The sequence below is a fragment of the Nocardia heshunensis genome (assembly GCF_054782115.1).
Map to the genome: position 1 here is coordinate 1,234,086 of NZ_BAAGTC010000009.1, position 19,992 is coordinate 1,254,077.

Below are 19,992 nucleotides of genomic sequence, written 5' to 3' on the forward strand. Positions count from 1 at the left end.
TGAGTGACTCAGCTCGGCTGGCGCAGCGGCAGTCCGGCGGCCTTGTAGATGGCGTCGATCGCGGACATATTGGCGATCGCCTCCTCCGGTGTGGTCAGGATCGGCGCGCCCCGCAGGACGGCGTCGGCGAACGCGTCGAGCTGATAGTCGTAGGAGGGGCGGCGGCTGAGCGTGCGCAGCGTGCGACCGGAATCGGTGCGCACCGCCAACAGGTGCCCGAACTGCGGCGCCACCGGATTGAGCAGCCGGACGCTGCCGTGCTCGCCGACGATCGTGGCCGCGATGCGCACCAGATCCTTCGACCACATCGAACAGCGGATGCTGCCGATCGTGCCGGACGGGAAGCGTAGTTCCGCGCGCATCGCCCGATCGATCCGGGCATCGCGCAACTTCGCCTGCGCGACAACGACTTCCGGCTCCTCACCGGCGAAGGTGCGGGCCATGTGCACGGCGTAGCAGCCGGCGTCCATGAGCGCGCCGCCCGCCAGGTCGTAGTTGTAGCGGATATCGCCGAACTTCGGCAGCGGGAAGCACAGCGCGGTGTCGACGCTCACCAGCTTGCCCAATTCGCCTGCGGCGATGATCTTTTCGGCCTCCCGGGTCAGCGGGTGATAGCGGTAGTGGAATGCCTCCATCACCACCCGATCGGAATCCGCCGCCAGCGCGGCGATCTCGCGCGCCTCCTCGGCATTGGCGGTGAACGGCTTCTCGCACAGCACATGCTTGCCCGCCGCGAGCGCGGCGCGGATCCAGCGGCCGTGTAGGCCGTTGGGCAGCGGAATGTAGATCGCGTCGAGATCGGGGGCGTCGATCAGCGCGGCATAGCTGTCATAACTGCGCTCGATCCCGTGCGCGCGGGCGAACTCCCGGGCACGCGCGCCATCGCGGGCCGCGACCGCCGCCACCACGACTTCCGGATTCCGGTGGGCCGGTCCGATCAGCGCGGTCGGCGCGATGTTCGCCGCCCCGAGAATCCCGATCCGCAGGCTGGGGTGCGTGTCGTCGCTCATCATCCGACACTAACAGCGGATCCGGCGCTGCTGAACCCTGCCGAGCGCGAAAACGCAAGTGCTCGACGGTGATCCAGGTGAAGCCGATGACCAGCATGATCACCGTGCCCACGGTGCCACCGAATAATCGGCCCTCGGTGTGATGACACGTCCAGGCGAACAGGGTGACACCGGCCAGCAGCAGCGCGGGGCCGGGCCAGTCGACGCCGTCGAGGATGGTTTCCGGGGGTTGCGAGCGGGTGGTGGGCACAGGGCGGCTGTCGGGCATCGGAATTCCCCTCGGCTGTCGAAGACGTCCGAACTCGGGATGCCCGCTGCGAGCGGACCGAAACGGGCATTTACTTCGCGCCGACGCGACCGGTCGGGAACCCGGCCCCGCTGGCTAATCCTCAGCCACTTCTGTGTTGTACTCGTCGAATCCGAGCCGGAGGAGGCAGCACGAAGATGGTCGCGCGAACCGTGGCACCGCTATCGCGAAAGCTGGTGATGCGATCGGTGGTGGCCTGCGCCCTGCCGGTGCTGGTGGCCTCCTGCGGAAACGACGGTCCACCCTCCGCCTCTCCCGGCACCTCCGCCGCCGACGTGCAGGCCATCACCTCCGCTTTCGAGCGCTTCTTCGACAGTTCCCTGCCCGTCGAGCAGAAGATGGCGCTGCTGCAAAATGGCCAGGCCTTCACCGAAACCCTCGAACACCAGGCACATTCGTCCATCGCCGGCGGCGCGTCGGCGACCGTGTCGCAGGTGAACGCCGACGGCCCCGCCCGCGCCGCCGTCACCTTCACCATCAAAAAGCACGGCATCCCGCTCCTCCCCAACCGCCACGGCACCGCCCTCCAACTCGACGGCGCCTGGAAGGTCGCGTCCGCCACCTTCTGCGATCTGCTCCGCATCGAAGGCGGCGTCCCCGCGGTCTGCGACGCCACCCCGACCACGGCGCCCGCACCCACCAGCTGATCACCGACGTGATCGCGGTGGCGCGCACCGGGGTTCACGCTTCGGTGATGCAACCACCGATTCCGAGTAAGTCACCGCTGACATCCCGATCGGCGCGGACGGGTGCCGCGGCCTCGCGCGGTGCCCACGACCGCCCTTGCCGTGGATTTCGGGCGGAGCTGGTTATCGTAGGCGGATGATTTCGGGGGCTGAAAGCTTTTCCGGTGCCGCGGAAGCGAATACCGGCGTGGTCGCCTGCCTGGAGGCGGTCGGTGACGACGAAGGCGTTCGGCCGCAGCCGCATCGCGCGGCACCGGAGGTCAGCACCCGAATGTTGATCGCGGGCCTGGTGCTGGCGGTCGCGGCGCTGGTGTGGCACGTGTACGCGCTGCCCATCGGCAATCCGTACTACGGGCTGTTCCACAACGGGCTGGATCTGGAGGTTTATCGCGCGGGCGGGGAGGTGATTCGCGAGCGCAGTGGGCTCTATGACGGGCCGGTCGTGTTCGGGATGGAATTCACTTACACCCCGTTCGCGGCATTGGCGTTCGTGCCGCTCACGGTGATCTCGTTGGCGAAGGCCAAGGTGGTGTGGTTTGCGGCGACCATGCTGGCGCTGGTCGCGCTGACCGGGCGGTGCCTGCTGGTGCTGAAATACCGGAATACGGTGCGCACGTGGGTGTTCGCGGCGTCGCTGGCGGTGTTGTGCACGGTGCTCGAACCGGTGCGCACCACGCTGTGGCTCGGGCAGATCAATGTGTTCCTGGTGTTGATGGTCGTCTGGGACCTCACCCGACCGCCGTCGGCACGACTGCGCGGGGTGGGTGTCGGCATCGCCGCCGGGATGAAGCTGACCCCGGCACTGTTCCTGATCTACCTCGCCTGCACCCGGCAGTGGCGCAGCCTCGGCATCGCGAGTGGCACGTTCGCCGCGACCATCGCGGTCGGCTTCCTGCTGCGCCCGCACGACGCGTACACGTATTGGCGGGGTCAGGTCACTGCGGCCGGGCGGGTCGGGGCGGTCGACTCACCGGGCAACCAGTCGGTCAACGGCCTGGTCGCGCAGCTGCTGCGCTTCTTCGACGTGCAGCGCTTCACCTCGAACGTGTTCGGCGGAACCGTCTTCCAACCGCCGACCTGGCTGTGGCTGCTGGCCGTCGTGCCGGTGATCACGCTCGGCCTGGCCGCGGCCACCGTCGCGCATCGGGCCGGGCGGGAATTGCTGGCGGTCACCGTGACGGGCATGACCTCCGCGTGCGCCTCCCCGTTCTCGTGGGGACACCACTGGGTGTGGTTCGTGCCACTGGTGATCCTCGCCTGGCAGTACGCCCGCACCGCCGAGACCCGATGGGCGTGGCTGGCCCCCGCGGGCATCGTGGCGGTCGGCTTCTGCTGGTGGTGGACCTTCGCCGACCGGCCGCCCTTCGAGGACTCGCCACACCCGATCGGGATCGGCCTGTTCATGCTGCCGCGCGCGGACAACTCCGTGTGGTTCGCCTATTTCACCGTGCCGACCTACGCCGGGTGCTATGTGCTGGTGCAGCTGGTGACGAGCGCCGTGGTGCTCAGGCGATACATTGACCCGGTACGCATTCCTCCGCGAAAGGTCCACCACCATGTCGATTGCCGCTGACAAGGTCGTTTCCATCGAATACACCTTGACCGACGACGACGGTGAGGTGCTGGACACCTCCGTCGGCGACGAGCCCCTGATCTACCTGCACGGTGCGGAGAACATCGTCGACGGGCTGGAGAAGGCACTCGAGGGCCGCAATGCGGGCGACGAGGTCGTGGTCGTGGTCGAGCCCGAGGACGGCTACGGCGAATACCTGGCCGAACTGGTCAGCACCGTGGAGCGGGACGCGTTCGTCGGCATCGACGAGCTCGAGGTCGGCATGGAGTTCGAGGCCGAGGCGCCGGACGGCGACTCGCAGATCGTGGTCGTGCGCGCCGTGGACGGCGACGAGGTCACCATCGACGCCAACCACCCGCTGGCCGGGCAGCGCCTGCACTTCACCGTGAAGGTCATCGACATCCGGGACGCCACCGAAGACGAGCTCGAGCACGGCCACCCGCACGGCGACGACGACCACGAGCACTGAGTCTTACGAATACGACCAGCCGCGCACCGACTCGACCGTCACCCGGATCACCGGGCCGGTCGGTGGGTCGGCTCGGTACTGGGGGTATCTCGCGGTCAGCCAGTCCAACGGCTCGATGAGATCGGCTGGGGCGGTGAGGATCTCGGCCGCACCGTCCAGACGAGTCCACCACAGCTGGACCCAGTCCTCGTCATAGTGGTCGGCCAGTAGCGAGACCTTCGGCTGTGCCGCGATATTGCGTAGCCGCCGTAGATCTTTCGTGGTCTTGGGCTTGTGGTCGATGGCGATGACCACGAGAAGCGGTGTGTCCGTGGGGGAGACGGCGAAAGTGACGGGCACCAGATGCGGCTGCCCCGCGGCATCGACGGTGGCCAGGCGCGCCACCCGGGCCGCCCGGAACCTGGCCAGGGCGATGGACCGTTCCGTTCGCACGGAATAGACGCTAGACCGCCGAGGGCGGTGCGCCCTCGGCGGTCCAGTTCACGAGATCAGAAGCGGGTACGGAATTCGGCTTGGACCTTGGCCGGATCGGTGACGCCCTCGGCCAGCAGCAGCTGCACCAGGACCCGGGCCTTGGCCGGGTTCAGGAACAGCGAGGCGCTGGTACCCAGCTCGTCGTCGTTGAGTTCGGCATTGCGGACCGTCTCGCCCGAGCCGACCCGGCTGGAACGAACCACGACCACGCCGCTCTTGGCGGCCTTCGACAGCGCGTCGACCACCGACTTGGCGGTATTGCCGTCGCCGACACCGGCCAGCACGATGCCCTTCGCGCCGTGCGCGACCGCGTCATTGACCTGATCGGCGTTCATGCCCGCATGCGAGTAGACGATGTCGACCCGCGGCAACGGGGCGCCGCCCGGGACCGGGAAGTGCGAATGCTGTTGCGGCGCAGCCGGTCGCGTGAAGGTGACCGCCGCCGCGTCCACGTAACCGATCGGGCCGGTATTGAGCGACTTGAAGGTCTGCACGCTGGTGGTATTGGTCTTGGTGACGTCGCTGGCGCTGTGAATGGTGTCGTTCAGCACGACCATCGAGCCGCGGCCCCGAGCCTCGGGGGAGGCGGCGACCTGCACGGCCGAGCGCAGATTGGCGGGACCGTCGGCGCTCAGCGCGGTCGAGGGACGCATCGACCCGACCAGCACCACGGGCTTGTCGCTGGAGATGACATTGTCGAGGAAGAACGCGGTCTCCTCGATGGTGTCGGTGCCGTGCGTGACCACCACGCCGTCGACCTGATCGCTGGCGAACAGCTCGTTGATCCGGTTGGCCAGTTTCAGCCAGACGTCCTCGTTCATGTCCTGGCTGCCGATATTGGAGACCTGCTCGGCACTCAGCTTGGCGATTTTGTCGAGGCCGGGGACCGCGTCGATCAGATCCTGCGCGGTGGCCTCACCGGCGGTGTAGCCGACCGCCGAATTGGCATTGGCCTTGCCCGCGATGGTGCCGCCGGTCGCCAGAATGGCGATGCGCGGCTGGGCTCCGGGGGCCGGGGCCGCGTCGTCGGCCTTGCCGGGGGCGGCCTGGGAGGTCGCCACGGGGGTGGAGGTGGAGTGCGCGGAGTCGCCGGAATTGCCGCCGCACCCGGTGACCACCAGTGCCGCGCCGACAATCAGACCGGCGAAACGGAGCAGGGATTTTCGCGCCATTGCGATGTCCTTTCGGGTCCTGTCGCTAGCCGATCTTTCCCGAAACGCTGATTTCCTTTGCAGAGGCAAATGTCCCGCTACCAGGATCGTAAAGGGTCCTTCACGAGCGGGCGGTCAGGCCGTCCAGAACAATGCGCAGATTGCGGTGCCATTGATCGGGGGCGGCGTCCAGGCCGATGGTGTGGTCCGCGGTCGCCACCCCGGCCAGGACGAAGGCGACATCCTCCCAGGTGGTGTCGGCGCGCATCGACCCGTTTTCCTGTGCGCGCCCGACCAATTCGCGCAAGCGCTCACGCAGATCGCCGAGGCAGCGCTCCAGATTGCAGCTCCCGGCCCCGCCGAGGGCCTCGTTCACGCCACAGCTTTCCTTTCGCAAACTCACGTAGGCGGCGGCGAACTCGGTGAATCCCAGCCAAGGATCCGGGTTTTCGAGCGCGCGGTCGGCGGCGGCGACGCCCTGTTCGAGCACCTCCTCCAGGACGACCTGCAGCAGCACCTCCAGCGAGGGCACGCGTCGATAGAACGTCCCCTTGCCGACGCCGGCGCGCTGCGCGACCTCCTGCGCGGTGACATTCACCCCGACCTCCGCGACGGCCGAGCGTGCGGCCGTGACCAGCCGTTCCAAATTCCGGCGCGCGTCGGCGCGCGGGGACGGCCCGGATTCGCGGGCCAGCAGACGATCGACGGCGGTCATGACCTGGACTCTAGCAAAAGTGGACTTTCCTGGTCCGCTTGGCTAGCGTCACAAACGGACCAACTGAGTCCGTTTAGTCCAGCGTCAAGGAGAGAGCGATGTCCGACCGCATCCGAGTGGGAATCATCGGCGCGAGCCCCGACCGTGGCTGGGCCTCCCGGGCTCACATCCCGGCCCTGCGTGCCCTGCCCGACTTCGAACTGACCGCCGTCGGCACCAGCCGCCGCGAGAGTGCCGACCAGGCCGCCCGCGAATTCGGCGCGCAGCACGCCTTCACCGACGCGAGCGCGCTGGCCGAACACCCGGACGTCGACCTGGTCGTCATCACCGTGAAGGTCCCCGCGCACGCCGAACTGATCAGCGCCGCCCTCGCCGCGGGCAAGCACGTCTACTCCGAATGGCCGCTCACCCGAACGACTTCCGAGGCCGAGGCCCTCGTCGCTGCGTCCGCCGACGCACCCGGCCACCACGTCGTCGGCCTCCAGGCCCGCTTCGCCCCCGCGGTCCTGCGCGCCCGCGAGCTGCTCGCCGAAGGCTTTGTGGGCGAACCGGTCTCGGCCACCGTCTACTCCTCGCGCGGCAAGGGCGCGGGCGGCGTCATTCCGCAGTGGGCGGCCTACACCCTCGACCGCGACAACGCCGCCGGACTCCTCGAGGTCGCGGGCGGCCACACCCTCGACCCGGTGGAATTCCTGCTGGGCGCCCTCACCGAGCTCTCCGCGGACCTCGCAGTCCGCAACTCCCACAACACCATCGTCGAAACCGGGGAGCGGGTACCCGTCACCAGCCCCGACCACCTGCTGCTCAACGCCCGCACCCGCGAAAACGTGGCGGTATCGGCCCACCTCCACGACGGCAAACTCACCAACGCCCACACCCGCATCGAAATCTCCGGCACCGAGGGCGATCTGGTGCTCGCCAACGACACCGCCACCGGAGCCCCCGGCCTGCATGCGGGCGGCATCCAGATGAGCGACCTGAAACTGCTGGCGGCCCGCGGCCCCGGCGCACCCTGGCGGGACCTCACCCCCGCCGATCCCGCCCCCATTGCCGCCCTACCCGTCGAATCCCGCAATGTGGCTAGGCTCTACGCCCGTCTCGCCGAGGACATCCACACCGACGGCGACACCGTCCCCTCCTTTATTACGGGCCTGCGGATGCATCGCGTCCTGGACGCCATCCGCCGCAGCGCGGATTCCGGTGTCCGCGTGACAATCCCGTCCTGACCTACGGATACGCGAAAGCCCCACCCGGCCCGGTCCGGATGGGGCTGAACGGAGTTGACGTTCCGTAGACGTTGTCTACGAATGCGTAGACAGTGTCTATGCGCCGGCCACGAACGCGCCCATGGTCGGCAGCCACTCCACGATGCGCTTGTCGGTCAGCAGGCCCTCACGGTTGAACGGGTCGTTCTCGAAGAGCTTGGCGGCGGCGTCGAGCGAATCGGCCTGCACCAGGATGAGTGCGCCGGAGCCGTCCGGGTACGGGCCGCTGGTGAGGACGGTGCCCTCGTCGACCAGGCTGTTGAGCCAGGCGCGGTGGTCGGGGCGGTGAATGTCGCGCGCGGGGGCGGTGGCATCGGAGTAGACGTAGTGGACGGCGAAGACGGCCATGGTTGATCCCTCTCGGAGTCGGTATGCGGAAGTGTCAGAGCGTCAACAGCATTCGGGTATTCCCGAGCGTGTTGGGCTTGACGTAGGACAGATCCAGGAATTCGGCGACACCGGTGTCGTAGGAGCGGCACATCTCGGCGTAGACCTCGGCGGTCACCGGCGTGCCCTCGATCTCCACGAAGCCGTGCCGGGCGAAGAAGTCCACCTCGAAGGTCAGCACGAACACCCGGCTCAGGTCGAGGTCGCGCGCCACCGTGATGAGCTGCTCGACCAGCAACCGGCCCGCGCCGGTGCCCTTGATGTCCGGATGCACCGCGACCGTGCGGATCTCGCCGAGGTCGGCCCACAGCACGTGCAGCGCCCCGCAGCCCAGGATCTGCCCGTTCAGTTCGGCGACCCAGAATTCCTGCACGGCCTCATACAGGGTGACCAGGTTCTTCTCGAGCAGGATCCGTCCGGCGTAGATGTCGATGAGGTGCTTGATCTGGGGCACGTCAGAGGTTCGCGCTCGACGGACGACCGGCGTATTCGCCGCCTGCCCGTCGATGGAACCGCTGTTTGGTGCCCGTGTTGTCATGGGGTGCACAGTAGTCGGCCCGCGTACCGATAGGCTTGTCGGTGTGTCGCACATCCAGTCCCTCCGCAGCCCGGCATGGTCCGGAAACCAGGGCCGCCGCCACGGCCGGTGGGGGCGCTGGTGACCGTGCAGCCGGACGAGATCGAGGGTCGCTGGGCGGAAGCCGTTCCGGCGGCGAGCCCGGGGTTCATTCCCACCCCGCGCCCGGAGGCAGTGGTGGAGCCGGCGGCCGTGCCGCTGATGAACATCGCCAACATCCTGACCATCCTGCGCATCCTGATCGTGCCGCTGTTCCTGCTGGCCCTGTTCGCCGCGGGCGGCCATAACACCTCGTGGCGCTGGATCGCGGCCGGGCTGTTCGGCGTCGCCGCCATCACCGACCGCATCGACGGGCAGCTGGCCCGGAAGTACGGCCTGGTCACGGACTTCGGCAAGTTGATGGATCCGATCGCGGACAAGGCCCTGATCGGGGCCGCGCTGATCGGGCTGTCGATGCTGCACGATCTGCCGTGGTGGATCACCCTGGTCATCGTGGCCCGCGAGCTGGGCATCACCCTGCTGCGGTTGGCGGTGGTGCGCCGCGGCGTGATTCCGGCGGGTCGCGGCGGCAAGATCAAGACGCTGGTCCAGTCCGTTGCGATTGCCGTGCTGTTGCTGCCGCTGTCGGGCGGATTCGCTTCTGCCGGAATGGACTTGATGTACGTGGCGGTCGTGCTGACCGTCGTCACCGGCCTGGACTACGTCGTGCAGGCGGGTCGGCTGTGGTTCGGCTCGCCGGGCGGCAGCCGTGGCGCGTAGGGTCCGGCCCGATATCGAGGGAATTCTGTCCCGGGTGGCGACCGCCGGGCCCATCCCGCCGGATCCGCTCGTCACCGTGGCCCCGGCCGGGGAGCTGGTGGCCGTCCTGGCCGAGGCCGGCCAGACCGTGGCCACCGCGGAGTCGCTGACCGCCGGTCTACTCGCCGCCACCATCGCGGGAATTCCGGGCGCGAGTGCGGTGTTGCGGGGTGGACTGATCGTCTACGCCACCGACCTCAAGCAATCCCTCGCGGATGTGAGCGCGGACACGCTGACCACGGACGGACCGGTGGCCGCAAGCACCGCCGAACAGCTCGCGGTCGGGGCCCGCCGGCGTTGCGGATCGGACTGGGGAATCGGGCTCACCGGCGTCGCCGGACCCGAACCGCAGGACGGCAAGCCGGTCGGCACGGTATTTCTTGGTATAGCGGGTCCGCAGTCCACCGAGGTACTTCGGTTGAAGTTGTCGGGGGACCGGTGGACGATCAGGGTGGGCGCGGTCCGCGCCGCGGTCACCGAACTCGTCCGCTCCGTCAGGGGCGAGTGAAGAGGCCGGGAACGCGCGGCCGACGCCGGACGTTGTCCAGTCAAACGCTGGGTCCGGCGAGACGAGTGTGAGGAGAACGAGATGACGCTGCTGCGAGAAGCGATCGGGGAAAGCCTGCGTCGTGCTCGGGTCGCCCAGAGCCGGACACTGCGTGAGGTCTCCACCTCCGCGCGCGTGAGTCTGGGTTACCTGTCCGAGGTGGAACGCGGGCGCAAGGAGGCCTCCAGCGAACTGCTGGCCGCCATCTGCCAGGCCCTGGATGTGCCACTGGCACAGGTGCTCTTCGATGTGAGCTCGGCCATGGCCGACGCCGACAAGGCCACCGCGCTGGCGCGCGAGAAGGCCACCGCGAAGGTCGGCGCCGTGACCAAGCTGCCCGCCAAGGCGGGCGCGGGCAAGGTTTCCGCGAAGGTCACGCCCAGGGGCGGCGACGGTGAAATGGTGATGGCCGCGGACGGAACGTTCGGTCCCCGCATTGTGATTCCGGCCCCCAAGTCGGATCGTCTGGTGCTGGTGGCCGCCAAGTGATCGCTGTGCTCCGGAGCCGAAAGGGATAAATTCTCTGTAGGCTTCGTCCCGGAGGCGTCGCGCTGTTGCCGAAATCTCCGGAACGGCCGTTGCACAGTGGAGATATGGGACAGCAGGGGTGCGCGACGGTCGCGCACTACTGTCGCGCTACGGGGCGCGGCACGTCATATGGAGGCGGGATCAATCGATGGCTAATCCGTTCGTGAAGGCCTGGAAGTACCTGATGGCCCTCTTCGACTCGAAGATCGAAGAGCATGCGGATCCGAAGGTTCAGATCCAGCAGGCCATCGAGGAAGCCCAGCGCCAGCATCAGGCCCTGTCACAGCAGGCCGCGTCGGTGATCGGCAACCAGCGCCAGCTGGAGATGAAGCTCAACCGTCAGCTGGACGAGGTCGAGAAGCTCAATGCCAATGCGCGCCAGGCGGTTATGCTCGCCGACCAGGCCAGTGGCGCCGGCGACACCGAGAAGGCGATCCAGTACACCAATGCCGCTGAGGCTTTCGCCGCGCAGCTGGTGACCGCCGAGCAGTCCGTCGAGGACCTGAAGGTGCTGCACGACCAGTCGCTGCAGGCCGCCGCCCAGGCCAAGAAGGCCGTCGAGCAGAACGCCATGCTGCTGCAGCAGAAGGTCGCCGAGCGCACCAAGCTGCTGTCCCAGCTGGAGCAGGCCAAGATGCAGGAGCAGGTCTCCGCCTCCCTGCAGCAGATGGACTCCACCCTGTCGGCTCCCGGCGCGGTTCCGAGCCTGGATGCGGTGCGCGAGAAGATCGAACGCCGCTACGCCAATGCCCTCGGTGCTGCCGAGCTCGCGGGCAACTCGGTGCAGGGCCGCATGCTCGAGGTCCAGCAGGCCAGCGTCCAGATGGCCGGCCACAGCCGCCTCGAGCAGATCCGCGCCTCCATGCGCGGCGATGCCCTCCCCGCCGGAGGCAATGCCGCCCAGCCGCAGATCCAGCCCGGTCAGGCCGCCCCCGCGCAGCCCGCCACCCAGCCCAACTTCAACAAGGGCCAGGCCGCCCAGCAGTAACTGCTGCGCGAAAGGTAGTGCACGATGGGGAGATCGCGGGCCGAACACGACCCCGCGACCTCCCCTGCGCGTTTCCTCCGCCGAACCCGCACCAAAACCCCGGACCCCATCCCCGGTTTCCCCTCCCCGTTCGGCCCACCCGCTAACCCCCAGCCGCCGGTAGCGCCCGAATCCGCCACCGCCGCAGCGACATCGGCAACCGATGCACTCTGGGACTGGACGCCCACCTCCGTCGAGGCGAGCCCGTTTGTCGGTGCCTCCGGATACGGTGGCGCGGTGGAATCGGCGCAGCCGCGGGCAGCGGCGAATCAGACTTCCCAGACCAGCGCGGCCCGGGCCCCGCAGGCGGCCCGGCCACCCGCTGCGGTTGCCCAGAGTTCGGCCGCGAACCAGACTTTCGACCCTGCACGACATTCCGCGCCTCCTGCGGCGGGAATGGGCGCTCCGGTAGCAGGTGTCGCTTCGCCATTCCCTCCTTCGGCAGCGCACGTCGGCGCAGCGGGTGCGCCGTGGACCCCTCCGCCGGGGTCGGCTTCCAGTCCGGGCGGTGACCCGGGGAAGCGCGGTCGGCGGAAGCGGGGGAAGCGGGAGCGGGCTACCGAGGCGGTGCGGGAGGTGTTGGCGCCTACCGGGTTCGAGCCCGAGGAGTTGGCGCAGCGGCTGCCGGATACCTTGCGCGGGGTGGGGGAGCAGGCGTTGGTGGCCGTGCGGAAGTGGGCCGATCCGCGGGAGCGGGAGTTGCGCAAGCGGCGGCGGGCTCGGCGGCGGAGTTTTCGGTTGGGGACGGCGTCGGGGTTGACGACGGCGGGAACCGTTGGGCTGATGTTGATCTCGGCACCGGCGTGGGCGGTGGTCATCGTCGGCGGCGGTGCGGTGGCGCTGGTCACCGGGACCGCGGTGACCGCGAAGCGGTATTTGGAGATGCGGCGGGAACCGTTGCCGCAGGCGGCGTTCGTGCCGCGCAAGCTGCCGCCGATCCGCTCGGCGGCGCGGGCGTCGATCGCGCGGCTGGTGAAGGCGGAGCGGGCGCTGCACGGATTGCACACGCAGATCGCGCGTTCGGGCCGATTGCCGGAGGACGACCTCGAGGACACCGTGGAGACCGCGGCCTCGGGTGCGGCCGCCCTGCACGCGCTCGCGCAGGATGTGGTCGCCATGGAGCGGGCCTCGGGTGCGCTGGGCGTGAATTCGCCTCTCGGCGAGCATGTCCGGGCGGTGTCGATTCGGCTGGACGGCGGTGTCGTCGAGTACGAGGGCATGGTGGCCGCCGCGGCCCGCGTGCTCGCGGTGCCCGACAGTGCGGCCGTGGCCGACCAACTCGGCTGGGCCATGGTCAATCTGCGCGATGCCGCCGACCGGCTCGACGGCTGGGCACAGGCGTTGACCGACCTCGCCGACCAGCGTTATCGCGCCAATCCCTGACCCGCGTCCGATGCGGAGCGTCCGCACCGCTCAGGGTGAACCCTGAAATTCCCCGGATATTGCTCTTGACCTGGTGATTTTCTCAGGAACACGACGCAGTATGGATGGTGACGGATCTGCCGGACGGCGGTTCGGAGACCAGGAGGCATGAAATGTTTTGGAAGATTCTCGGCGTCGTCGTCCTCGTGTGGATCGCCTTCGCCATTCTGGGCGCGCTGATCAAGGCGCTGTTCCCGATTCTCGTCATCACCGCGATCGTCTTCGGCCTGTACTGGGTGTACAAGGCGATGTCGGGTTCGAAGAACAAGTCGCCGCTCGGCAAGTACTGATCGGCCGGGCCGCGCGCGCCGCGACCACTGCAGGACCGTCCACCCCGATGCTCCGGGGCGGACGGTCCTTTTTCCGTATTATCACCGCATGGCCACTGCTGTCGTCGCCACCTCGTACGGTGGACCGGAAGTCTTGTCGCTCATCGAGATCGAGGTCCCCGATCCGGGACCGGGTGAGGTCACCATCGCGGTTCGCGCCGCCGGGGTGAATCCCTTCGATCACAAGGTCTACAGCGGTGCGTTCGGCACCGATCCGAGCAAGCTGCCGTTGCGGCCGGGCCTGGAGGTCGCGGGCGTCGTCACCGCGGTCGGTCCGGACGCGATCGGTCCCGCCGGTCCGCTGTCGGTCGGGGACGAGGTGCTCGCGCCGGTGTCGGGCGGCTACGCCTCGGTCGTCAACGCTCCCGCGGCACGCGTCGTGCCCAAGCCCGCCGATGTGGATTGGAAGCAGGCCGCGGGTGTGCTGAGTGTCGGCGGCACGGCCGTGCACATGCTGGCCGCGACCGGTGTCGGCCCGGGAGACACCGTGCTGGTGCACGGTGCCGCGGGCAGTGTCGGCGCGCTGGCAGCGCAGCTGGCGGTGGCCCGGGGTGCGCGCGTGATCGGCACCGCGTCGGCGAGCCGCCACGAACGGTTGCGGGCCTACGGGGTCGAGCCCGTCGAGTACGGTCCGGGGCTGGCCGACCGCGTCCGGGCCTTGGCCCCCAATGGTATCGAGGCCGCCCTCGACACGGTCGGCACCGACGAGGCGGTGGATGTCTCGCTGGAGCTGGTGCCCGACCGCCGCCGGATCGCCTCCATTGTCGCCTTCGGCCGGGCCGCGACCGACGGCTTCCAGGTGCTGGGCGGCGGTCCGGGCGCGGATCCGGGCACCGAGATCCGCGGCAATGCCTGGCGGGAGCTACTGCCGCTGCTGGCCGCCGGCAAGTTGGAGCTGGCGATCGCCAAGACCTTCCCGCTGTCCGAGGTGTCCGCGGCGCACGAGTTCGTGATGGACGGCCATGCCGGCGGCAAGGTGATCCTGCTGCCCTGAACCGGGCCGATCGATTTATCGAAACGTCCCATATGAGTGACTCACACGGCATATGTTGTTGCCCACAACATATGCCGTGTGTGCGGCCGCAACCAGCGGCTGCCGCCTGAAAGGTCACCCTGATGAGGACGAAATTCGCTGTCGCGCTGGCATTGTCCGGCCTGCTCACCCTCACTGCCTGCGGATCCAATTCCAGCAGCGGCACGTCCTCGTCGAACGCCCCTTCGGGCGGCGGCGCGAACGGCACGGTCGGGGTGATCCTCCCCGAGACCGCCACCTCGGCCCGCTGGGAATCCTTCGACAAGCCGCTGCTGCAGAAGGCGTTGGGCGACGCCGGTTTCGCCGCCGACGTGCAGAACGCGCAGGGCGATGTGCAGAAGTTCTCCACCCTCGCCGACGGCATGATCGCCAAGGGCGTGAAGGTACTGGTCATCGCCTCGATCAACAGCGAGGTGGGTAGCGCGGTCGCGTCGAAGGCGCAGAAGGCCGGGATCCCGACCATCGACTACGACCGGCTCAACCTGGGCGGATCGTCGGACTACTACGTGTCTTTCGACAATGTGAAGGTCGGTGCGCTGCAGGGTCAGGGCCTGGCCACCGCGCTCAAGGACAAGCCGGGCGCGCAGGTCGTCGAGATCGAGGGCGCGCCCACCGACAACAACGCGACCCTGTTCCATCAGGGCCAGGAGACGGTGCTGCAGCCGCTGTATGACGCGGGCACGCTGAAGCTGGTGCGCAGCCAGGCCATCGACGACTGGAACAACCAGACGGGCGGCACCACCTTCGAGCAGATCCTCACCGGCAACGGCGGCAAGGTCGATGGTGTGGTCGCGGCCAACGACGGTCTCGCGGGCGCGGTGATCACCGTGCTGAAGAAGAACGGCCTCAATGGCAAGGTGCCGGTGACCGGTCAGGACGCCACCGTCGACGGCCTCAAGGCGGTGCTGCGCGGCGACCAGTACATGACGGTGTTCAAGCCCATCAAGGACGAGGCCGAGAATGCCGCGAAACTCGCTGTGGCGCTGGCCAAGGGCGACAAGGCGAGCGCGGATGCGCTGGCGGTAGGCGTGAGCCAGGACCCGAAGGGTAAGCGCCAGGTGAAATCGGTGCTGCTGCAACCGCAGTTGATCACCAAGACCGAGGTCAAGCAGGTGGTGGACTCCGGTTTCGTGAAGGCCGCCGACGTTTGCTCGGGGGACGTGAAGCAGGCCTGCACCGATCTCGGCATCTCCTAAGGAATCAGAGACATGAGTGAGCCGCTGCTCCAAATCACCGGACTGAACAAGAGTTTCGGACCGGTGCACGTGCTGCACGACGTCGACCTCACCGTGCCGGCGGGCGAGGTCACCGCGCTCGTCGGCGACAATGGCGCGGGCAAATCCACGCTGGTGAAATGTGTTGCCGGAATCCACGCCGCCGACTCCGGCGAGGTGCGATTCCGGGGTGAACCCGTTCATCTGCGTGGCGCCAAGGACGCGGCGGCGCTCGGCATCGAGGTGGTCTACCAGGACCTGGCCCTGTGCGACAACCTCGACATCGTGGCCAACATGTTCCTCGGCCGGGAGCGCGGGAAACCGTGGCTGCTGGACGAGGCGAGCATGGAGGAGGCGGCGCGGCGCACCCTGGCCTCGTTGGGGGTGCGCACCGTGAAATCGGTGCGCACCCCGGTCGCAGCCCTGTCCGGCGGGCAGCGGCAGACCGTGGCGATCGCGAAAGCGGTGCTGTGGAACAGCAATCTGGTGCTGCTGGACGAACCGACCGCGGCCCTGGGTGTGGCGCAGACGCGGCAGGTGCTGGATCTGGTGCGGCGACTGGCCGAGCAGGGACTGGGCGTGGTGCTGATCAGCCACAACCTGGCCGACGTGTTCGAGGTCGCGGACCGGATCGCGGTGCTGTACCTGGGCCGGATGGCCGCGCAGGTGCGGACCGCGGACGTGACCACCTCGCAGGTGGTGGAGTTGATCACCGCGGGCCGCTCGGGTGATCTGGGCCTGGCCCGGCCCGAGGCCGTGGCGTTGTGAATGAGCTGTGGCGTTGTGAGGAAGCTGGGGCGCTGTGAGCGAGGAATCCACTGATATGACCAATGTTTCGGAATCCGCGGCCACCGATACCGCGATCACCGACTTCGGGATCGACACCACGACGTTGTCGACCAGGGATGCCCTGCGCGACTACGTGGCCCGGCTGCGCGGCGGCGAAATCGGTTCCCTACCAGCGATTCTCGGACTGATCGCGCTGGTGGTGCTGTTCTCGCTGATGTCGGATGTGTTCTTCTCGCTCAACAACATCGCCAATCTGCTGGCGCAGGGTGCGGGACAGACCATCATCGCCATCGGGATCGTGTTCGTACTGTTGATCGGCGAGATCGATCTGTCGGCCGGCACCGCCTCGGGCGTGGCGGCCGCGGTGCTGGCCCTGCACTATGTGGACAACGGGAATCTGATGCACGGCATGGGTTCCACGGTGTTCTACATCTTCATCGCGTTGCTGGTGCTCGCGGCGATCCTCGCGGGCCTGCTGCGGATCTGGCCGGGGGTGGCGTTCTCCCTGGTCGGGATTCTGCTGACGGTCCTTGGGTTGGAAGCGAATCCGTGGATCGAGATGCTGTTCGCGGTGTGTGTCGGCGCGGCCATCGGTTCCATCACCGGGTTCCTGATCGCCAAGATCGGCATGCCGTCGTTCGTGGTGACGCTGGCGTTGTTCCTGGCGTGGCAGGGCGTGATCCTGCAGCTCATCGGGCAGGGCGGGGTGCTGGGGATCAGCTCCTCGCACGTGCTGGATGCGGTGGCCAACGGGAACCTGTCGACGGCGGGGAGTTGGGTGCTGTGTGTGCTGGCGGCCGGTGGATACGCGGGGGTCACCCTCGGCGGGCATGCGCTGCGTAGGCGTCGAGGTCTGGTCACCTCGCCCACGCCGCTGGTGATCGCGAAGGTCGCCGCGCTGGTGGTGTTCGCGATCGTGGTGACGGCGCTGCTCACCGTGAACCGTTCGCCGTCCAAGCTGATCGTCATTTCCGGTGTGCCGTACGTGGTTCCGATCGTGCTGGTACTGCTGGTCGCCGGAACCTACGTGCTGACCCGCACCACCTACGGCCGCCACATCTACGCTGTCGGCGGCAATGTCGAGGCGGCGCGGCGTGCGGGCATCAACGTAACCCAGTTGCGGGCAAGCGTTTTCGTGATCAGCTCGGCGTGTGCGGCGGTCGGCGCGATCGTCTACTCCTCGAAGGTCGGCTCGGTCGATCCACAGGCGGGCGGGCTCAACACCCTGCTGTTCGCGGTGGGTGCGGCGGTGATCGGCGGCACCTCGCTGTTCGGCGGCCGGGGCCGGGTGGCCGACGCGGTGATCGGTGGCGCGGTGCTGGCGGTGGTGTCCAACGGGCTTGGGCTGCTCCAGCAACCGGCGGCGGTGGTATCCATCGTGACCGGTTTGGTGCTGCTGCTGGCGGCGACCGTGGATGCGTTGTCGCGACGCCGTGCGGCGACCGCGGTCCGATGAACACCGGTGACCGGGAGCCGATTCGACGCGGCGGGGCTGCCCGCCGCGTTGGTGATGGCGGTCGGTCGAGCCGTGGCGATGGCGGACGGTGGTGTCGCGCAATGGTAGAAACCGGTCCATGACCGTCGCCCGACCGGACGAGGTGCGCCGGTTCAACCGGTCCAGCCTCCTGCGGCTGCTCCACACCGGAGGCCCCGCCACCCGTGCGGCGCTGGCGACTTCGCTCGGGCTCAATCGCTCCACCATCAAAATGCTGGTCGACGGGCTGGCCGAGGACGGCGTGGTGGAGGAGAAGGTGCCGCGCCTGGCGCGCACCGCCGGTCGCCCGTCGCTGCTGGTGCTGCCGCAACCGCAGGCGGCGGTGGTGCTGGCGGTGGACGTGCAGGTCGAGCACGCTGGGATCGCGCTGGTCGGTTTCGGCGGGCAGATACTGGGCCGCAACAGCTGGAATCTGCGTGGGCGGCAACGGGAACCGGACGAGGTCATCACGCACGTCGCGGAGTCCGCGGCCATGCTGGCGCAGGATCTGGATCTGCGGCCGATGGCGGCCGGGGTGTGCATTCCCGGGGTGGTGCGCCGCTCCGACGGCCTGGTGCACTCCGCCTCCAACCTGTGCTGGGTCGAGGTGGCATTGGGGCAGCGGCTGCGCACGGTTCTGGACCTGCCGGTGGTGGTCGGCAACGACGCCGAATTCGGTGCGCTCGCAGAGCATGTCCGAGGTGCGGGGCGCGGAGCCGACGACGCGGTGTTCGTCTCCGCCGATGTCGGCGTCGGCGGGGGACTGATCGCGCAGGGGGCGCTGCTGCGCGGTTCGGCGGGCTATCTCGGCGAGATCGGCCACATGACCGTGAACCCCGGCGGCCGAATCTGCCACTGCGGCAACGAGGGCTGCTGGGAGACCGAGGTCGGCGAGGCCGCCCTGTGCCGCGCGCTCGGTATGCCCGAGCACGGCCCACGCGGCGCGATCGTCGCCGAACTGCGTGAACTGCACGGTGATTGGGAAACACAGCTGCACGACTACCTGGACTGGCTCACCCTTGGCCTGGTGAACGTCGTGAACATCCTCGGCCCCGAACTGGTTGTGCTCGGCGACCTGTTCACCGCGCTGCCCGACGGGGCCGTGGCCCACGTCGGCGATCAGGTCCGCCGTCGCAGCATGGTCAGTCGCGCCATGGGTGGGGTGCGGATCGAAAAGTCCCGACTGGGCGGCGATTTGAAACTGCTCGGGGCGGCGGAAGCGGCCTTCGAAGGCGTACTCGCGATGCTCTGATTCTGCGACGGCACTCCCGTCATTCCGGCGTGCTCTTGGCCGGAATCGACACATCGGTGGTGGCACCTCGCGGTGTGGATCCCGGCCAAAGACACGCCGGGATGACGAAGGACAAGCCGAGTGACGTTGCGTACTAACCGGCCGGGTGGAGGTCGACTTCGCCCTGGCGGTGGCCGCCTTGGCCGCGCCGCTGGTCGGTGCTACCGGGCTGCGGTTGAATGGCCGCATGGAGCAACTCCCCGAGGACTGGCAGCGCGGCATCGTCATCGTCGCGCACCCCGATGACATCGAATACGGTGCGGCGGCGGCCGTCGCGCGGTGGACGCGGCAGGGCAAGGACATTCGCTATGTGCTGGTCAGCAGCGGCGAGGCCGGTATCGCGGGCCTGAGCCCCGCCGAGGCCGGCCCGCTGCGCGAGGACGAGGAGCGCGCCTCCGCCAAGATCGTCGGCGTCACCGAGGTGGAGTTCCTCGGTCACCCCGACGGCCGCATCCAAGAATCCCTGGAGCTACGCCGCGACCTGGCCGCCGCCATCCGCCGCCATCGCGCGGAAATGGTGGTGCTGTTCAACTTCGGCGACACCTGGGCCCGGGGCTACGCCAACTCCGCCGACCACCGTGCCGTCGGCCGCGCCGCACTCGACGCCGTCTCCGACGCCGGCAACGAATGGATCCACCCCGACCTCGCCGACCTCCCCGCCTTCTCCCCCCGCTGGGCCGCTGTCTGCGGCGTCTCCGACGGCAGCCACGCCGTAGACGTCACCGACACCTTCGAGATCGCCGTCCAATCCCTCACCGCCCACCACCGCTACCTCGAGGCCCTCAGCCCCGACCCCGTCGAATCCCAGGCCCGCGCCGTCCTCGACCGCACCACCGGCCCCAAGCAAGGCTTCCCCGCCGCCCGCGCGGTGGCCTTCGAGCTCTTCTACTTCGCAGGGTAGATCCGAGCGGCTCAGCCGGGCGCTG

Annotated in this window: 22 protein-coding genes; 16 read left to right on the forward strand and 6 right to left on the reverse strand. The window is 68.5% G+C overall.

All coding sequences use genetic code 11. The features are described 5' to 3' along the window. Positions 1-8: 8 nt before the first annotated feature. Positions 9-1,010, reverse strand: a complete 1,002-nt coding sequence (locus ACYVN4_RS33990) for a Gfo/Idh/MocA family protein (RefSeq protein WP_460726218.1) — start codon at positions 1,008-1,010, stop codon at positions 9-11. Between the two features lie 444 nt (positions 1,011-1,454). Between ACYVN4_RS33990 and ACYVN4_RS33995 the strand changes: the two genes are divergently transcribed. The 3 genes from ACYVN4_RS33995 (at position 1,455) to ACYVN4_RS34005 (ending at position 4,045) form a co-directional block, all read left to right on the forward strand. After that, positions 1,455-1,964 carry a hypothetical protein gene (locus ACYVN4_RS33995; protein ID WP_460726220.1) on the forward strand — a complete coding sequence of 170 codons (510 nt, stop codon included), beginning with the start codon at positions 1,455-1,457 and terminating at the stop codon, positions 1,962-1,964. A gap of 175 nt (positions 1,965-2,139) precedes the next feature. Continuing rightward, positions 2,140-3,576 carry a glycosyltransferase 87 family protein gene (locus ACYVN4_RS34000; RefSeq protein WP_460726222.1) on the forward strand — a complete coding sequence of 479 codons (1,437 nt, stop codon included), beginning with the start codon at positions 2,140-2,142 and terminating at the stop codon, positions 3,574-3,576. Next, positions 3,560-4,045 (forward strand): FKBP-type peptidyl-prolyl cis-trans isomerase, encoded by a 486-nt coding sequence (locus ACYVN4_RS34005; RefSeq protein WP_460726224.1) that lies wholly within the window; start codon positions 3,560-3,562, stop codon positions 4,043-4,045. Before ACYVN4_RS34000 ends, ACYVN4_RS34005 begins: the two co-directional genes overlap by 17 nt. Positions 4,046-4,048: 3 nt before the next feature. On the opposite strand, the gene ACYVN4_RS34010 is transcribed toward ACYVN4_RS34005, so the two are convergent. The 3 genes from ACYVN4_RS34010 to ACYVN4_RS34020 all read right to left on the reverse strand — a co-directional run bounded on the left by ACYVN4_RS34010 (position 4,049) and on the right by ACYVN4_RS34020 (position 6,385). Next, positions 4,049-4,477 (reverse strand): TIGR03668 family PPOX class F420-dependent oxidoreductase, encoded by a 429-nt coding sequence (locus ACYVN4_RS34010; RefSeq protein ID WP_460726226.1) that lies wholly within the window; start codon positions 4,475-4,477, stop codon positions 4,049-4,051. Positions 4,478-4,533: 56 nt separating this feature from the next. Next, entirely contained in the window at positions 4,534-5,691 is a 1,158-nt protein-coding gene (locus ACYVN4_RS34015) for an asparaginase (protein WP_460726228.1), read from the reverse strand. Positions 5,692-5,791: 100 nt separating this feature from the next. After that, positions 5,792-6,385 carry a TetR/AcrR family transcriptional regulator gene (locus tag ACYVN4_RS34020; protein WP_460726230.1) on the reverse strand — a complete coding sequence of 198 codons (594 nt, stop codon included), beginning with the start codon at positions 6,383-6,385 and terminating at the stop codon, positions 5,792-5,794. 98 nt (positions 6,386-6,483) lie between these two features. Here ACYVN4_RS34020 and ACYVN4_RS34025 point away from each other — a divergent pair, with 98 nt between their 5' ends. After that, the gene (locus tag ACYVN4_RS34025) at positions 6,484-7,611 is read left to right on the forward strand and encodes a Gfo/Idh/MocA family protein (RefSeq protein WP_460726232.1); all 1,128 of its coding nucleotides are present in this window, start codon (positions 6,484-6,486) and stop codon (positions 7,609-7,611) included. Positions 7,612-7,707: 96 nt separating this feature from the next. Here ACYVN4_RS34025 and ACYVN4_RS34030 read toward each other — a convergent pair whose 3' ends face one another. After that, the gene (locus tag ACYVN4_RS34030) at positions 7,708-7,998 is read right to left on the reverse strand and encodes a YciI family protein (RefSeq protein ID WP_460726234.1); all 291 of its coding nucleotides are present in this window, start codon (positions 7,996-7,998) and stop codon (positions 7,708-7,710) included. Between the two features lie 34 nt (positions 7,999-8,032). After that, on the reverse strand, positions 8,033-8,575 hold the full coding sequence (locus ACYVN4_RS34035) for an amino-acid N-acetyltransferase (protein WP_460726236.1): 543 nt from the start codon (positions 8,573-8,575) through the stop codon (positions 8,033-8,035). A gap of 240 nt (positions 8,576-8,815) precedes the next feature. Here ACYVN4_RS34035 and pgsA point away from each other — a divergent pair, with 240 nt between their 5' ends. From pgsA to ACYVN4_RS34095, 12 genes are all read left to right on the forward strand, one after another. Then, complete coding sequence (pgsA, locus tag ACYVN4_RS34040) at positions 8,816-9,373, forward strand: CDP-diacylglycerol--glycerol-3-phosphate 3-phosphatidyltransferase (RefSeq protein WP_460726823.1); 558 nt, start codon at positions 8,816-8,818, stop codon at positions 9,371-9,373. A gap of 52 nt (positions 9,374-9,425) precedes the next feature. Next, positions 9,426-9,920: a CinA family protein gene (locus tag ACYVN4_RS34045; RefSeq protein ID WP_460726825.1), complete on the forward strand. Its 495-nt coding sequence runs from the start codon at positions 9,426-9,428 to the stop codon at positions 9,918-9,920. Positions 9,921-10,001: 81 nt separating this feature from the next. Continuing rightward, positions 10,002-10,448, forward strand: coding sequence for a helix-turn-helix domain-containing protein (locus ACYVN4_RS34050; RefSeq protein WP_460726238.1), 447 nt, complete (start codon positions 10,002-10,004; stop codon positions 10,446-10,448). 187 nt (positions 10,449-10,635) lie between these two features. Beyond that, positions 10,636-11,475: a phage shock protein PspA gene (pspA, locus tag ACYVN4_RS34055; RefSeq protein ID WP_379355759.1), complete on the forward strand. Its 840-nt coding sequence runs from the start codon at positions 10,636-10,638 to the stop codon at positions 11,473-11,475. 615 nt (positions 11,476-12,090) lie between these two features. Continuing rightward, on the forward strand, positions 12,091-12,897 hold the full coding sequence (gene pspM, locus ACYVN4_RS34060) for a phage shock envelope stress response protein PspM (protein WP_460726240.1): 807 nt from the start codon (positions 12,091-12,093) through the stop codon (positions 12,895-12,897). A 152-nt stretch (positions 12,898-13,049) separates the two neighbouring features. Further along, positions 13,050-13,226: a hypothetical protein gene (locus tag ACYVN4_RS34065; protein ID WP_460726242.1), complete on the forward strand. Its 177-nt coding sequence runs from the start codon at positions 13,050-13,052 to the stop codon at positions 13,224-13,226. A gap of 88 nt (positions 13,227-13,314) precedes the next feature. Next, complete coding sequence (locus ACYVN4_RS34070; RefSeq protein ID WP_460726244.1) at positions 13,315-14,259, forward strand: quinone oxidoreductase family protein; 945 nt, start codon at positions 13,315-13,317, stop codon at positions 14,257-14,259. Positions 14,260-14,381: 122 nt separating this feature from the next. After that, entirely contained in the window at positions 14,382-15,494 is a 1,113-nt protein-coding gene (locus ACYVN4_RS34075) for a sugar ABC transporter substrate-binding protein (RefSeq protein ID WP_460726246.1), read from the forward strand. 12 nt (positions 15,495-15,506) lie between these two features. Continuing rightward, positions 15,507-16,280 carry an ATP-binding cassette domain-containing protein gene (locus ACYVN4_RS34080; RefSeq protein WP_452401439.1) on the forward strand — a complete coding sequence of 258 codons (774 nt, stop codon included), beginning with the start codon at positions 15,507-15,509 and terminating at the stop codon, positions 16,278-16,280. 55 nt (positions 16,281-16,335) lie between these two features. Then, the gene (locus tag ACYVN4_RS34085; RefSeq protein WP_460726248.1) at positions 16,336-17,757 is read left to right on the forward strand and encodes a sugar ABC transporter permease; all 1,422 of its coding nucleotides are present in this window, start codon (positions 16,336-16,338) and stop codon (positions 17,755-17,757) included. A 118-nt stretch (positions 17,758-17,875) separates the two neighbouring features. Beyond that, entirely contained in the window at positions 17,876-19,027 is a 1,152-nt protein-coding gene (locus tag ACYVN4_RS34090) for an ROK family protein (protein WP_460726250.1), read from the forward strand. Positions 19,028-19,253: 226 nt separating this feature from the next. After that, complete coding sequence (locus ACYVN4_RS34095; RefSeq protein WP_460726827.1) at positions 19,254-19,967, forward strand: PIG-L deacetylase family protein; 714 nt, start codon at positions 19,254-19,256, stop codon at positions 19,965-19,967. The last annotated feature ends 25 nt before the right edge of the window (positions 19,968-19,992 follow it).